Source organism: Corynebacterium guangdongense (assembly GCF_030408915.1).
Taxonomy (GTDB): domain Bacteria; phylum Actinomycetota; class Actinomycetes; order Mycobacteriales; family Mycobacteriaceae; genus Corynebacterium; species Corynebacterium guangdongense.
Window position 1 is genome coordinate 890,027 of record NZ_CP047654.1, and the last position, 12,587, is coordinate 902,613.

11 protein-coding genes are annotated in these 12,587 nt (G+C 69.6%); 7 read left to right on the forward strand and 4 right to left on the reverse strand.

The window, feature by feature from the left end:
- The first annotated feature begins 55 nt into the window (after positions 1-55).
- The 4 genes from CGUA_RS04285 (at position 56) to ppk2 (ending at position 3,762) form a co-directional block, all read left to right on the forward strand.
- On the forward strand, positions 56-1,870 hold the full coding sequence (locus CGUA_RS04285; RefSeq protein WP_290197855.1) for an ABC-F family ATP-binding cassette domain-containing protein: 1,815 nt from the start codon (positions 56-58) through the stop codon (positions 1,868-1,870).
- Between the two features lie 77 nt (positions 1,871-1,947).
- The gene (locus CGUA_RS04290) at positions 1,948-2,517 is read left to right on the forward strand and encodes a hypothetical protein (RefSeq protein ID WP_290197856.1); all 570 of its coding nucleotides are present in this window, start codon (positions 1,948-1,950) and stop codon (positions 2,515-2,517) included.
- A gap of 17 nt (positions 2,518-2,534) precedes the next feature.
- Positions 2,535-2,858, forward strand: a complete 324-nt coding sequence (locus tag CGUA_RS04295) for a putative quinol monooxygenase (protein ID WP_290197857.1) — start codon at positions 2,535-2,537, stop codon at positions 2,856-2,858.
- A 91-nt stretch (positions 2,859-2,949) separates the two neighbouring features.
- Positions 2,950-3,762: a polyphosphate kinase 2 gene (gene ppk2, locus CGUA_RS04300; RefSeq protein WP_290197858.1), complete on the forward strand. Its 813-nt coding sequence runs from the start codon at positions 2,950-2,952 to the stop codon at positions 3,760-3,762.
- Here the strand turns inward: ppk2 and CGUA_RS04305 are convergent, their stop codons facing one another.
- Both CGUA_RS04305 and CGUA_RS04310 read right to left on the reverse strand, forming a co-directional pair.
- Positions 3,763-4,557, reverse strand: a complete 795-nt coding sequence (locus tag CGUA_RS04305; protein ID WP_290197859.1) for an HAD family hydrolase — start codon at positions 4,555-4,557, stop codon at positions 3,763-3,765.
- Positions 4,558-4,567: 10 nt separating this feature from the next.
- Positions 4,568-5,785, reverse strand: coding sequence for a DUF6882 domain-containing protein (locus tag CGUA_RS04310; protein ID WP_290197860.1), 1,218 nt, complete (start codon positions 5,783-5,785; stop codon positions 4,568-4,570).
- A gap of 253 nt (positions 5,786-6,038) precedes the next feature.
- Between CGUA_RS04310 and CGUA_RS04315 the strand changes: the two genes are divergently transcribed.
- The 3 genes from CGUA_RS04315 to pulA are packed head-to-tail and all read left to right on the forward strand — an operon-like array spanning position 6,039 to position 10,016.
- Positions 6,039-7,499 (forward strand): glyceraldehyde-3-phosphate dehydrogenase, encoded by a 1,461-nt coding sequence (locus tag CGUA_RS04315; RefSeq protein ID WP_374725062.1) that lies wholly within the window; start codon positions 6,039-6,041, stop codon positions 7,497-7,499.
- 37 nt (positions 7,500-7,536) lie between these two features.
- On the forward strand, positions 7,537-8,193 hold the full coding sequence (locus tag CGUA_RS04320) for a hypothetical protein (protein WP_290197862.1): 657 nt from the start codon (positions 7,537-7,539) through the stop codon (positions 8,191-8,193).
- Positions 8,194-8,204: 11 nt separating this feature from the next.
- Positions 8,205-10,016, forward strand: a complete 1,812-nt coding sequence (pulA, locus tag CGUA_RS04325; protein ID WP_290197863.1) for a type I pullulanase — start codon at positions 8,205-8,207, stop codon at positions 10,014-10,016.
- Here pulA and CGUA_RS04330 read toward each other — a convergent pair.
- Both CGUA_RS04330 and CGUA_RS04335 read right to left on the reverse strand, forming a co-directional pair.
- The gene (locus CGUA_RS04330; RefSeq protein ID WP_290197864.1) at positions 10,003-11,145 is read right to left on the reverse strand and encodes a glycosyltransferase family 4 protein; all 1,143 of its coding nucleotides are present in this window, start codon (positions 11,143-11,145) and stop codon (positions 10,003-10,005) included. The two genes, pulA and CGUA_RS04330, sit on opposite strands and share 14 nt — an antisense overlap.
- A gap of 9 nt (positions 11,146-11,154) precedes the next feature.
- On the reverse strand, positions 11,155-12,384 hold the full coding sequence (locus tag CGUA_RS04335; RefSeq protein ID WP_290197865.1) for an NAD-dependent epimerase/dehydratase family protein: 1,230 nt from the start codon (positions 12,382-12,384) through the stop codon (positions 11,155-11,157).
- Positions 12,385-12,587 lie beyond the last annotated feature (203 nt).

Here is a 12,587-nt window from a genome sequence, read left to right on the forward strand (position 1 = left end):
GCCGTGGGGCGGGGAAACCGGTGGCGGGCCGCCGGTGATCTAAGATCTAGGCATCATGGCGAACCTGATCAACCTCGAAAACGTCAGCAAGTCCTACGGGCTCAAGACGCTGCTGGACTCCGTGTCCCTGGGCGTCCAGACCGGCGACCGCATCGGCATCGTCGGCGTCAACGGCGGCGGCAAGACCACCCTGCTGGAGGTGCTCACCGGCCTGGTGCCGCCGGACGCCGGCCGCGTCTCCCACACCTCCGGCCTGCGCATGGCCGTGGTCACCCAGCGCTTCGAGCTTGACGACGCCCTCACCATCGGCCAGGCCGTCGTCGAACCCCTGGGGCTGCAGACCTTTGAATGGGCCTCCAACGCCCGGGTCCGCGAGGCCCTCGGTGGCCTGGGCATCGTCGACCTCGGGCTGGACACGCCCGTCGGGGATCTTTCTGGCGGCGAGCGGCGCCGCGTCAACCTGGCCGCCGCGCTGGTCCAGGACCTCGACCTCATCGTGCTCGACGAGCCGACCAACCACCTCGACGTCGAGGGCGTGCAGTGGCTCGCCGAGCACCTGCTCTCGCGCCGGATGGCCATCGTCGTGGTCACCCACGACCGCTGGTTCCTCGACACGATCGCCACCCTGACCTGGGAGGTCCACGACGGCGTCGTCGACGCCTACGAGGGCGGCTACAACGACTGGACCTTCGCGCGCGCCGAACGCGCCCGCCAGGCCGACGCCATCGAGCAGCGCCGCCAGAACCTGGCCCGCAAGGAGCTGGCCTGGTTGCGCCGCGGCGCCCCGGCCCGCACCTCCAAGCCGCGCTACCGCATCGAGGCCGCCGAGGCCCTCATCGCTGACGTGCCCGCCCCGCGCGACAAGGTCGAGCTCATGGCCTTCTCCCGCCAGCGCCAGGGGCGTGTGGTCATCGAGCTCGAGGACGCGCGCATCGACGCCCCGGACGGGCGGACCCTGGTCGACCACCTCACCTGGCGCCTGGCCCCGGGCGAGCGGATCGGTCTCGTCGGTGTCAACGGCTCCGGCAAGACCACGCTGCTGCGGGCGCTGGCGGGGGAGTACCCGCTGACCGCGGGTCGGCGCGTCGAGGGGCAGACGGTGCGTCTGGGCTGGCTGCGTCAGGAGCTCGACGACCTGGACGGGGACCGCCGCCTCATCGACGCGGTCGAGGACGTCGCCAGCTACATCGAGCTCGGCGGCCGGGACGTCTCCGCCTCCCAGCTCGCGGAGCGTCTCGGCTTCAGCCCGAAGCGCCAGCGTGACTACATCCGTGACCTTTCCGGCGGTGAGCGCCGCCGGTTGCAGCTGACGCGCGTGCTCATGAGCGAGCCCAACGTCCTGCTTCTCGACGAGCCCACCAACGACCTCGACATCGACACCCTCCAGGAGCTGGAGTCCCTGCTCGACAACTGGGCCGGCACCCTGGTGGTCATCTCCCACGACCGTTACCTCGTCGAGCGGATTGCCGACCACACCTACGCCCTCTTCGGCGACGGCCGGCTCACCAACCTCCCCGGCGGGATCGGGGAGTACCTCGAGCGTCGACAGGCGATGGAGGCGGCCCGGGGCGGGGGAGTCCTCGACCTCGGGGAGGCCGGCGACGGCGCGGACAGGCCCGCCCCGAAAAACGGGCTGTCCTCCCAGGAGGAGCGCGAGCTCAAGAAGAAGATGAACGCGGCCGAGCGCAAGATGGCCAAGGCCGCCGAGCGCATCGCCACCTTCGAGCAGGAGCTCGCGGAGATCGCCGGCTCAGCGGACCCGGACCTGGGCAAGCTCGCCGACGCCGACCGCGAGCTCAAGGCCGCCCAGGCCGAGCACGAGGAACTGGAAATGGAGTGGCTGGACCTGGCGGAGCGGCTGGAGGGTTAGCTGCAGCCCGCCAAACGTTGCCGAATCGTGACGCGTCCTTCGCCGAATCGACACCGGGTTCATGGTTGGGTGGTGGCATGAGCCGACGCAACCTCCTGACCCGAGTCACCGCCGCCGTGGCGTCCATCGCGACCGCCCTGGCCCTCATGCCCGCCGCCCAGGCGCAGAGCCTGCCCGTGCCGACGCCGGTTGCGGAGCTCTCCGCCCAGGCGCAGAGCGTTCCCGTGCCCACGCCGGTGGCCGAGCTCTCCGCGCAGACGCCGTTCCAGGCGGTGGCGGCCGCGCCCGCCCCGGCGGCCCCGGCCGCATGGACCGCCGACTCCGTCGAAGGACGTCTCCTCTCCGCGACCGAGCGCAATCTCAGCGACATGGGCCACCGCGCCGACCCGCAGGCCTGGGACATCGCCGCGCAGTGGGCGGGCCAGGCGCTGGCCGGCCAGGTCGAGTTCCTGGCCGGCGTCGGCCGTGGCGTCACGCACACCGACGTCGGCGACGGCAACATCTACCGTCTCAGCGTCGCCGAGGCCGAGGCCCGCATCCAGTGGCTCAACCGCGAGGCCAACACCTCGCAGCAGTCCTACCGATTCGGCGTCGCCTCCGCCCGCCAGGGTGACACCGTCTATCTCGTGGAGTATTTCCTCCACTAGGGACTAGGGTTGGTCGCATGATTCTCATCAACGTCAAATTCCGCCCGCTCGAGGAGTACCAGGACAACTTCATGGAGAAGGTGGCCGAGTTCACCGAGGCCTCCCGCGCCGAGGAGGGCTGCCTCTTCTTCGACTGGTACCGCTCCACCGAGGACGAGGGCCTGTACATCCTCATCGAGGCATTCCAGGACGACGCCGCCGAGGCGCACGTGAACTCCCAGCACTTCAAGGACTCGCAGGAGCTGTTCCCGACCCTGCTCAAGGAGACCCCGGAGATCATCAACACCCTCATCCCGGGCAAGACCGGGTGGGACGAGATGGCCGAGTTCCAGGTGAAGTAGGCCTCCGCCTGCCGACGCGCGCACCCCACCAACCTGCGGGGGCGCGCCTTCGTCGTTTCCGGCGTCGTTTCCGGGCCGCTACGCTGGGGGCATGGCAAAGAAGCTGGCGAAGAAGGCGTACGAGAAGGAACTGAAGAGGCTGCAGTCCGACCTGGTGGACATGCAGCAGTGGGTGGTGGAGACCGGCCAGCGGCTGGTCATCGTCATGGAGGGGCGGGACGCGGCGGGCAAGGGCTCGGCGATCAAGCGCATCACCCAGTACCTCAACCCGCGTACTTGCCGCATCGAGGCGCTGCCCAAGCCCAGCGACGCCGAACGCGGCCAGTGGTACTTCCAGCGGTACATCGACAAGCTGCCCACCAGGGGCGAGATCGTCATCTTCGACCGCTCCTGGTACAACCGCGGCGGCGTGGAAAGGGTCATGGGCTACTGCACCACCCAGGAGTACCGCCGCTTCCTCTCGCAGGCCCCGACGGTGGAGCGGCTGCTCGTCGAGGACGGCATCCACCTGCGCAAGTACTGGTTCTCCGTGTCCCAGGAGGAGCAGCTGCGCCGCTTCCACGACCGCATCGAGGATCCCCTGCGCCGCTGGAAGCTCTCCCCGGTGGACCTGGAGTCCATCACCCGCTGGGACGACTACTCGCGCGCCAAGGACGAGATGTTCATCCACACCGACACCGCCTCGGCACCGTGGCACATCGTCGAGAGCGAGGACAAGAAGCGCTCCCGCATCAACGTCATCAGCCACATCCTCGAGTCCGTGCCCTACGAGGTGCGCGGCTACGAGGCGCCGAAGCTGCCGAAGAAAATCGTCGAGAGCACCTACGACCGGCCCTCGCGGGGGGAATTCCGCTACGTTCCGGACTACGCCAAGAAGCTGGAGCAGCAGAAGAAAAAGAAGTAGTCAGAGCCCGAGCAGGTCGCGCAGCACGACGGCCACGCCGTGCTCGGTGTTGGCCGGGGCGATGTGGTCGGCGATCTCCTTGAGGTCGGGGTGCGCGTTGTCCATGGCCCAGGCGGTGCCGGCGGCCTCGAGCAGCGCGTAGTCGTTGAGGTAGTCGCCGAAGGCGGCGGTCTCGTGCGGTTTGACCGCCAGCGCCCGGGCGAGGGCGCGCAGGGCGACGCCCTTGTCGACGGCGGGGTCCATCGCGTCGACCCAGTTCGCGCCGGAGACGACGACGTTGAGTCCGGGCGCGGCCGCGCGCAGCACCGGGTAGATCTCGGCCTCGGCCACGGCCTCCCGGTAGACGGCGACCTTGACGACCTCCCCGTCGACGATGGCGTGCAGGTCATCCTCCGCGCTGGTCGCATGGTAGTACTTGTCGATCTCCGCGGTCGAGGCCGCGTCCAGGTCGGCGGGCACGTGCGCCATCAGGGGGCGGCAGACCACCGGCACGAACCCCCTCGCCAGCGCCGCGTCGATGATGGCGTGCACCGGTCCGGTCGGCATGGGGGAGGTGGAGACGATCTCGCCCTCGTGCGCCACGACCGCGCCGTTCTCGGCGATGAAACCGTCCGGGCTGCCGTGCAGGCCGTCGAACATGTCCACCAGCGTGCCCAGCTGGCGCCCCGAGGCCGGGGCGAGCACCACGCCCTGCTCGTGGGCGGCGCGCAGGATCTCGTCGAAGCCGGGCGGGAACTTCCCCTCCCCGTCGAGCAGGGTGCCGTCCATGTCCAGGGCGATGAGGCGATAAGTCATACCACTCACCCTAGCTGGCGTCGACCTCCACCTCCTCGCCGGAGGGCAGCCGCAGCCGGTCTCCCTCGACGCGCATGCCCCGGAAGCGGGCGTAGGCCGCCACGGCCCGCCGACGGTCGCTGACGCCTTCGTCGCGCGTGAGCACCGCCTGTGCGGTGGCGGCGGTCACCGCCGGCAGCCGCAGCTGCGGGGCGTCCAGAGCCAGTGACACGTCGACGCCCGTCGCCAGCGGGATGATCGCGTGCGTCCACAGCCCGAGGACCGGCTTGGCGGCGTCGAGAAGCTTGTCGACGCGCACCTGCTCCCAGTCCTGGCGCGGCACCGTGAAGGAGGGAATCCCCGCCTCCAGGCCGAAGTCGCGCAGGCGGAGGGCGGCACTGCCCGGCGGCAACACCCCCGCCGCGGGCCAGGCCCACGCCCAGTGGAACACCCCCTCGGAGACGACGCCGGTCACCTCCGCGCTGACGGTCACTTCCGCGCCGTCCCCGGTGCGGATCGTCGCGGTCGGCGCGCCCGGCGCCCAGTGGATCTCGCGGTCGGGGTAGCGGCCGTCGAGAAGCAGCTGGTGCTCGACGGAGGTGAACCAGGCGTCGTCGCGGACCTGGGCCAGGCTCGGACCCGGGGCGATGTCGGTGGCTCGGCCGTCGGCGAGCGTGACGACGGTGCCGTCGGAGAAACCGAGCCGGTCGCCGCTCTCCTGGACGCCCAGGCCGCGGGCGGCGGCGAAGGCGACCAGGGCGCGACGGGCGTCTTGCCCGGAGGCCAGGCGTGAGATTCCGGTGGTGATGGCGGTGCGCGGGGTGCTGACGGGCAGGTCCGACGTCACCGCGATGACCGAGCTGGTTCCAGCGTCGTCGTGGTGCGGGGCCAGCAGTACCGGTTCGTTGCCGAAGAGCGTGCGCGCCGCGGCCACCAGCTCCTCCGAGGCCGGCACCGTCCCGCGCAGCTCGTCGACGTCGAAGGCCTCGCCGCGGGCGCTGAGCCACGTCCACTCGCCGCCCACGACCCGGGCCACGCGCACGCCGGACATGTCCAGCAGCCGGCCGCCGCGGATGTGGACGCGGACCTTGACGGGGGCGTCGGGGGTGTCCTCCTGAGGCTGGGGGGTGGTGAACTCCACTCCCGTGACCCCTCCCAGGGTGGCCGCGAAGGCCGCGTCGACGTCGGCCTGGGCGATGGCGCCGTCGACGATGACGTCGTGAAGCGAGCGGGGCTGGGGTAATTCCATGGTGACGTCCGGAGTCCTTTCCGATGGGCTGTGGTCGACCCCACTCTACCTGGTCAAATGTCCTCACCCGACTACCCCCGTAAACTAACAGTACGAGCGTTTCGCTACTAGGTTTGAGGGGTGTCACCAGGCCGTCTCCGGCAGCACCCCCGGCCGGGTACGAGGCCTCCTCGACCATCGAACACACCCAAGGAAGTGGCACGTGAATTCCCACCAGCAGGACTGGACCCACCGACTCAACCTCGCCCAGGAGATGCTGCCGCTGATCAGCCGCCTGCACCGCGAGCACAACGTGGTCACCTCGATCTTCGGCCGCCTGCTCATCGGCGTCACCGACATCGACATCGTCAAGGCCCACCGCTACGCCCGCCGCATCGTCGACCGCGAACTGCCGCTGGAGACCACCCTGCCCATCCTGCGCGAACTGGTCGAGATGGACCTGGGCTCCGCCTCCCTCGACCTCGGCGCCCTGGCCACCCTCTGGGCCGCGACCGAGGCCGAGAACCCGGACGCGGACCTGCGCGAATTCCTCGGCTCCGAGCTGGCCCAGGCCCTGGGCGCCAGCACCGACCGCGAACCGCGCGACGTCGTCCTCTACGGCTTCGGCCGCATCGGCCGCCTGCTCGCCCGCATCCTCATCGCCCGCGAGGCCACCTACGGCGGCGTCCGCCTGCGCGCCGTGGTCGTGCGCTCCAAGGGCGAGGACGACATCGTCAAGCGCGCCTCCCTGCTGCGCCGCGACTCCATCCACGGCCCCTTCGACGGCACCATCCACGTCGACGAGGACGCCAAGGTCATCTACGCCAACGGCACCGCCATCCAGTTCATCTACGCCGACGACCCGGCCGCGATCGACTACACCGCCTACGGCATCACCGACGCCATCATCGTCGACAACACCGGCCGCTGGCGCGACCGCGAGGGGCTGGGCCAGCACCTCGCCGCCGCGGGCGCGACCCAGGCGCTGCTGACCGCCCCGGGCAAGGGCGACGTCAAGAACATCGTCTACGGCATCAACCAGTCCGACATCGAGGACAGCGACACCATTCTGTCCGCGGCCTCCTGCACCACCAACGCCATCACCCCGGTGCTCAAGGTGCTCAACGACCGCTACGGCATCCGCAACGGCCACGTCGAGACGGTCCACTCCTACACCAACGACCAGAACCTGGCCGACAACATCCACAAGGGCCCGCGCCGCGGCCGCGCCGCCGCCCTGAACATGGTCCTCACCGAGACGGGCGCCGCCAAGGCCGTGGCCAAGGCCGTGCCCGAGATGGAGGGCAAGCTCACCGGCAACGCCATCCGCGTCCCCACCCCGGACGTGTCCATGGCCGTGCTCAACCTCAGCCTGGACACCGAGGTCTCCCGCGACGAGGTCAACGAGTTCCTGCGCCGGGTGGCCCTGCACTCCTCCCTGCGCCAGCAGATCGACTACATCAACTCCCCGGACGTGGTCTCCACCGACTTCGTCGGCTCCACCCACGCCGGCGTCGTCGACGGGCTGGCCACCATCGCCAACGGCACTCACCTCGTGCTCTACGTCTGGTACGACAACGAGTTCGGCTACTCCAACCAGGTCGTGCGCATCGTCGAGCACCTCGCCGGCGCCCGCCCGACCGTCCTGCCCGAGCGCATCGATCCGGCCGACCTGCCCGCGCCGAACGAGAACGGGCGCCTGCGCGCCTTCCCCTCCATCGCGACGAAGGCGTAGGTGAATCCCTTACTCGACGACGGCTAGACTGTGCTGAATGTTCTCAGCTGTCGCCTTCGGTTTCGCGGATTCCGTCAATGCCCTGCTGATCGCCGTGATCGTGGCGATCGGCATCATGCTGCCCCGCGGCCGGTACCGGAAGGTAGCGCCCCTGCTCATCCTCGGCGACTGGCTGGGCGTCTACCTGCTGGCCCTAGCCGTCATGGCGCTGTTCAACGGGCTGCAGGACTGGGTCCAGACGGCGTTGGCGAGCCCGTGGTTCGGCATCATCCTCATCGCCGTCGGCGCGCTGACCGTCGTCCTGACCTGGCGGGCCCGGCCCGAGGAGGACAACCGGATCGTCGACATGATGCTGAAATTCCTCCGCGAACCCTCCCCCTGGACGGTGGCGGCGGGCTTCGTCCTCGGCTTCCTCCAGTCGCTGACCTCGGTGCCCTTCTACTCGGGCATCGCGGTGCTCTCGGTCGGTGACTACTCGCCACTGGTCAAGTATGGGGGCATGTTCTTCTACGCCTGCATCGCGCTGAGCCTGCCGACGCTGGTGGCGGCGCTCGTCGCCCTCGTCCGCCGCTACCCGTTGTCCCCGCCGGGGCGCGGATTCCAGTGGGCGCGGGAGAACCCGCAGACGGTGTCCAAGGGTGGCGGTTATCTCGTCGCGCTCTTTCTCATCGTGCTGGGTGTGCTCCACCTGTAGCCTGGGGGAACGTGAGCACCTTCTACAGCGGAGACCTCGGCCCCTCCTACGCCCCGGGCGGCACCACCCTGACGCTCTACGCCCCCGACGCCGCGGCGGTGACGCTGCTGCTGGTGGAGGGGGAGCGCCCCATGCGCCGCCACGAGGCCGGCACCTGGCGCATCTTCCTCGACGGGGACCGCCACGGCACCCACTACCGCTACCTGATCACCCGGGCCGACGGCACGCGGGCCGAGTCGACCGACCCCTGGGCCCACGGGGTCGCCGCCAACGGGGTGGCCTCGGTCATCGTCGACTTCTCCCGCGCCGGCGGCCCCGTGCCGCGGATGCCCGCCTTCGGCGCCTACACCGACGCAGTCATCTACGAGGCGCACGTGCGGGACATGACGATCGGCCGCGATGCGGGCGTCGTCAAGCCGGGCACCTTCGTCGGGCTGGCCCAGCCGGGGACGCGGACCCCGGAGGGCAGCCCCACCGGCCTGGACTACCTCAGCGGGCTGGGCGTGACGCACGTGCAGTTCCTGCCGATCTACGACTTCGGCTCCGTCGACGAGCTCGGCAACCTGCGCATGGGCCACCAGTACAACTGGGGCTACGACCCGGACCACCACAACGCCGTGGAGGGCTCCTACGCCACCGACCCCGCCGACCCGCTCTCGCGCATCCGCGAACTCAAGCAGATGGTCACCGCGCTGCACGACCGCGGCCTGCGCGTGATCATGGACGTAGTCTACAACCACGTCTACGACGTCCGCACCAGCCCGCTGGCGCTGACCGCCCCCGACGTCTACTTCCGGCGCACCCCCGAGGGCGAATTCCTCGACGCCACCTGGTGCGGCTCCGAGACCGCCTCCGAACACCCCATGACCCGCCGCTACATCGTCGACTCGGTGGCCTGGTGGGCCGAGGAATTCGGCCTCGACGGCTTCCGCTTCGACCTCATGGGAATCCACGACACCGACACGCTGGCGGCCGTGCGCGCCCGCCTCGACGACATCGATCCCTCCATCATCGTCATCGGTGAGGGCTGGGAGATGGGCAACCATCCGCACGGCGTCACCCCGGCCAACTTCCACCACGCCGACACCCTGCCCGGGGTCGGCTTCTTCAACGACGTCTTCCGCGACACCGTCCGTGGCCCCGTCTTCCGGCCGACGCACCCCGGCGCCATCTCCGGCGCGCAGTCCACCGAGGTCAGCCGCCGCCTCTTCGACGTGCTCACCGGCTCCCGCGGCGAACGCCGCTTCCTCTCGGCGGCGCAGTCCGTCAACTTCGTCGAAGTGCACGACAACCACACGCTTCGCGACGCCCTCAAGTTCGCCCGCCCGCACGCCGACGAGGCCGAGATCGCCCGCCGGCACATGCTCGCCACCGAACTGGTCATGCTCGCCGCCGGCGTACCCTTCCTCCACGCCGGCCAGGAGATGATGCGTTCGAAGGAGGGCGACGGCAACTCCTACCGCTCCTCCGACCACGTCAACGCCTTCGACTACCCGCGCGGGCTGCGCGAGCCCTACGCCACCGTCGGGCGGCACGTGCGCGAGCTCATCGCCTGGCGACGCCGCTCCGACTGGCTGCGGGTCCACTCCCTCGACGAGATCACCGCCACCCGCCACCTGGAAATCGCCGAGCCCGGACGCCTGCAGTACCTGGTGACGGGCCCCAGCCACCACCGGGTGTTCGTCAACACCGGCGATCAGGACTGGCACGCCGAGGCCGGCGAGCACGTCGTCGAGCTCGCCGACCACCGGATCCAGTCCACCCCCGGCAGCGGCCGGGTCACCGTCGCACCATGCTCGGTGACGGTGGTCACCTACCCCTAGGGTGCGCCTCGACGGCGCGGTCGTAGTAGCTCACCAGCGTCTCCGTCGCCTCCCGCCAGGACCAGCGCTCGGCCTCCGCGCGGGCGGCCAGCGACATGGCGCGGTGCCGGTCGGCGTCGGTGAGCAGAGCGGCGATGCGCCCGGCCCAGCCCGCGACGTCCTCCGGCTCGACGAGGAACCCGGTCTCACCGTCGTCGATGACGAACGGGATCCCGCCGGCCCGCGCCCCGACCACCGGCACCCCGGAGGCGAAGGACTCCAGCGCCACCAGGCCGAGGGTCTCCGTCGTCGAGGGGAACGCGAAGACGTCGCCGGCGGCGAAGGCCCCCGCCAGGTCCGCGCCCGACATGTAGCCGGTGAAGGTGGTGTAGGCCGGATCCATGAGCCTCTTCAGCTCGTCGATCGCGGGGCCGGAACCGACCATCGCCAGCCGCGCGTGCGGCACCGTCTCCCGCACCCTGCGCATGATCGGCGCCAGGCGGTCGAGGTTCTTCTCCAGCGACATGCGCCCGACGTAGACCACCAGCGGGTCATCCGGGCGCCCGCCGGAGAGCAGGCTGCGGGAGTGCTCGTTGTTCTTCGCCGGGTGGTAGCCGACGGTGTCGACCGCCTTCGGCCACAGTTCCACGTTGCGGATGCCGCCGGCGACGGCCTTGTCGATCATCGGCCCCGAGGTGCACAGGTTCACCGCGGCGCGGTTGTGCAGCATCCGGATCCAGCTGGCCGCCGGCTGGCGCAGCCACCCGATGCGCAGGGACTCGACGTATTCCGGCACATCGGTGTGGAAGCTGGCCACCAGCGGCAGGTTCCTCCGCTTCGCGATGCCCACCCCGTAGGCCGCCAGCCACACCGGGTTCACCGCGTGGATGACGTCGGGCTGGAACTCCTTGATCTTCTTCGCGATCCTCGAGTTCGGCCGCGCCACCGTGATCTCCGGGTAGACCGGCTTGAAGGAGACTCCCGGCACGCCGACGACCTCGAAGCCCGCGTACTCGGCGGGCGGGTCGCCGGGGGCGAAGAGCTGGACCTCGTGGCCCATCTCCGCCAGCTGCTCGAGCGTGCGCGTCACCCGGGTGACCACGCCGTCGATTTTCGGGAGGAAGACCTCCGTGAACATCGAGATCCGCATGAGACCGCGTTACTTCGCGTCGGCCGTGACAGCGGGCACGCCGGCCTCGTTGCTCTTCGTCCACAGGGAACGCGCCGGAATCTTCGACATGTCCGCGCGGTCGGCGTACTTGCGGGCGACCTCCTCGACCTCGTGCAGCAGGCCGTCGGCAAGCTTCGTCGGCTTCAGGCCGAGGTCCAGGAAGGTCTCGTTGACGACGTGCAGCTCGTTCTCGGCGGACTCCTTGCGCGGGTTCGGGACGTTGGCGACCTCGGCGCCGGAAATCTCGGCGAGCAGGTTCGCCAGGTCGCGGACGCGGTGGGTCTCGGTCATCTGGTTGAAGATCTTGACGCGCTCGCCGCGGGCCGGCGGGTTCTGCAGCGCGATCTCGATGCAGCGGACCATGTCACGGATGTGGATGAACGCGCGGGTCTGGCCGCCGGTGCCGTGGACGGTCAGCGGGTAGTCGACCGCGGCCTGCATGAGGAAGCGGTTGAGCACCGTGCCGTAATCGCCGTCGTAGTCGAAGCGGTTGATGAGGCGCTCGTCCTTGGCGGTCTGCTCCGTGGTGGTGCCCCAGATGATGCCCTGGTGCAGGTCGGTGATGCGCAGTTCGTCGTTCTTGGCGTAGAACGCGAACAGCGTCTGATCCAGCACCTTGGTCATGTGGTAGATCGAGCCCGGGTTGCTCGGGTAGAGGATCTCCATCTCGATCGGGTGCGGCTCGACCTTGTTGCCCGCCTCGTCCTCGTCGGACATGACCTGGATCTCCAGGTAGCCCTCCGGGATCTTCATGCCGGCGGTGCCGTAGCCGTAGACGCCCATGGTACCCAGGTGGACGACATGGATGTCCAGGTCGGCCTCGACGATGGCGGCCAGCAGGTTGTTGGTCGCGTTGGTGTTGTTGTCGACCGTGTAGCGCTTGTTCTTCGAGTTCTTCATCGAGTACGGCGCGGCCCGCTGCTCGGCGAAGTGGACCACGGCGTCCGGCTGCTCGGTCCTCAGGAAGTCCAGCAGGGTGTCGTAGTCCTCCGCGACGTTGAAGTTGTGGAAGGCGATCTCCTTGCCGGTGACTTCCTTCCAGGCCGCGACGCGCTCCTCCGGGGTGGCGATCGGGGTGAGGGACTCGGCGCCGAGTTCCTCGTCGATGGCGCGACGGGACAGGTTGTCGACGATGATCACGTCGTGGCCCTGGTCCGAGAGGTAGAGCGAGGCGGGCCAACCGCAGAAGCCGTCGCCGCCAAGAATCGCAACCTTCACTGTGAACTCCAATGATCGTGGATGAAAAAGGACTGAATCGTGAGTTTAGCGAACCGCGCCACGGCCCGTGGGACCGCGGGGGTCGGAGTCACCTCCCCGTGAAACGGGCGGTGACCACGAGATGAAGATCAGGAAAACAGGGGAGGGTCACCCCCGTCCGCGTCGCGGCGGCGGCTCGGGCGGCGGAGGGTCACCGGCCGCCA

What these genes read in the sequence shown, in the direction of transcription:
- ppk2 (WP_290197858.1), top strand. Translation starts at nt 2,950, where the DNA reads ATGGCAAAGAAGCTGGCGAAGAAGGCGTACGAGAAGGAACTGAAGAGG.
- CGUA_RS04330 (WP_290197864.1), bottom strand. Translation starts at nt 11,145, where the DNA reads ATGCGGATCTCGATGTTCACGGAGGTCTTCCTCCCGAAAATCGACGGC.
- CGUA_RS04315 (WP_374725062.1), top strand. Translation starts at nt 6,039, where the DNA reads ATGCTGCCGCTGATCAGCCGCCTGCACCGCGAGCACAACGTGGTCACC.
- CGUA_RS04290 (WP_290197856.1), top strand. Translation starts at nt 1,948, where the DNA reads ATGAGCCGACGCAACCTCCTGACCCGAGTCACCGCCGCCGTGGCGTCC.
- CGUA_RS04285 (WP_290197855.1), top strand. Translation starts at nt 56, where the DNA reads ATGGCGAACCTGATCAACCTCGAAAACGTCAGCAAGTCCTACGGGCTC.
- CGUA_RS04305 (WP_290197859.1), bottom strand. Translation starts at nt 4,557, where the DNA reads ATGACTTATCGCCTCATCGCCCTGGACATGGACGGCACCCTGCTCGAC.
- CGUA_RS04295 (WP_290197857.1), top strand. Translation starts at nt 2,535, where the DNA reads ATGATTCTCATCAACGTCAAATTCCGCCCGCTCGAGGAGTACCAGGAC.
- CGUA_RS04320 (WP_290197862.1), top strand. Translation starts at nt 7,537, where the DNA reads ATGTTCTCAGCTGTCGCCTTCGGTTTCGCGGATTCCGTCAATGCCCTG.
- CGUA_RS04310 (WP_290197860.1), bottom strand. Translation starts at nt 5,785, where the DNA reads ATGGAATTACCCCAGCCCCGCTCGCTTCACGACGTCATCGTCGACGGC.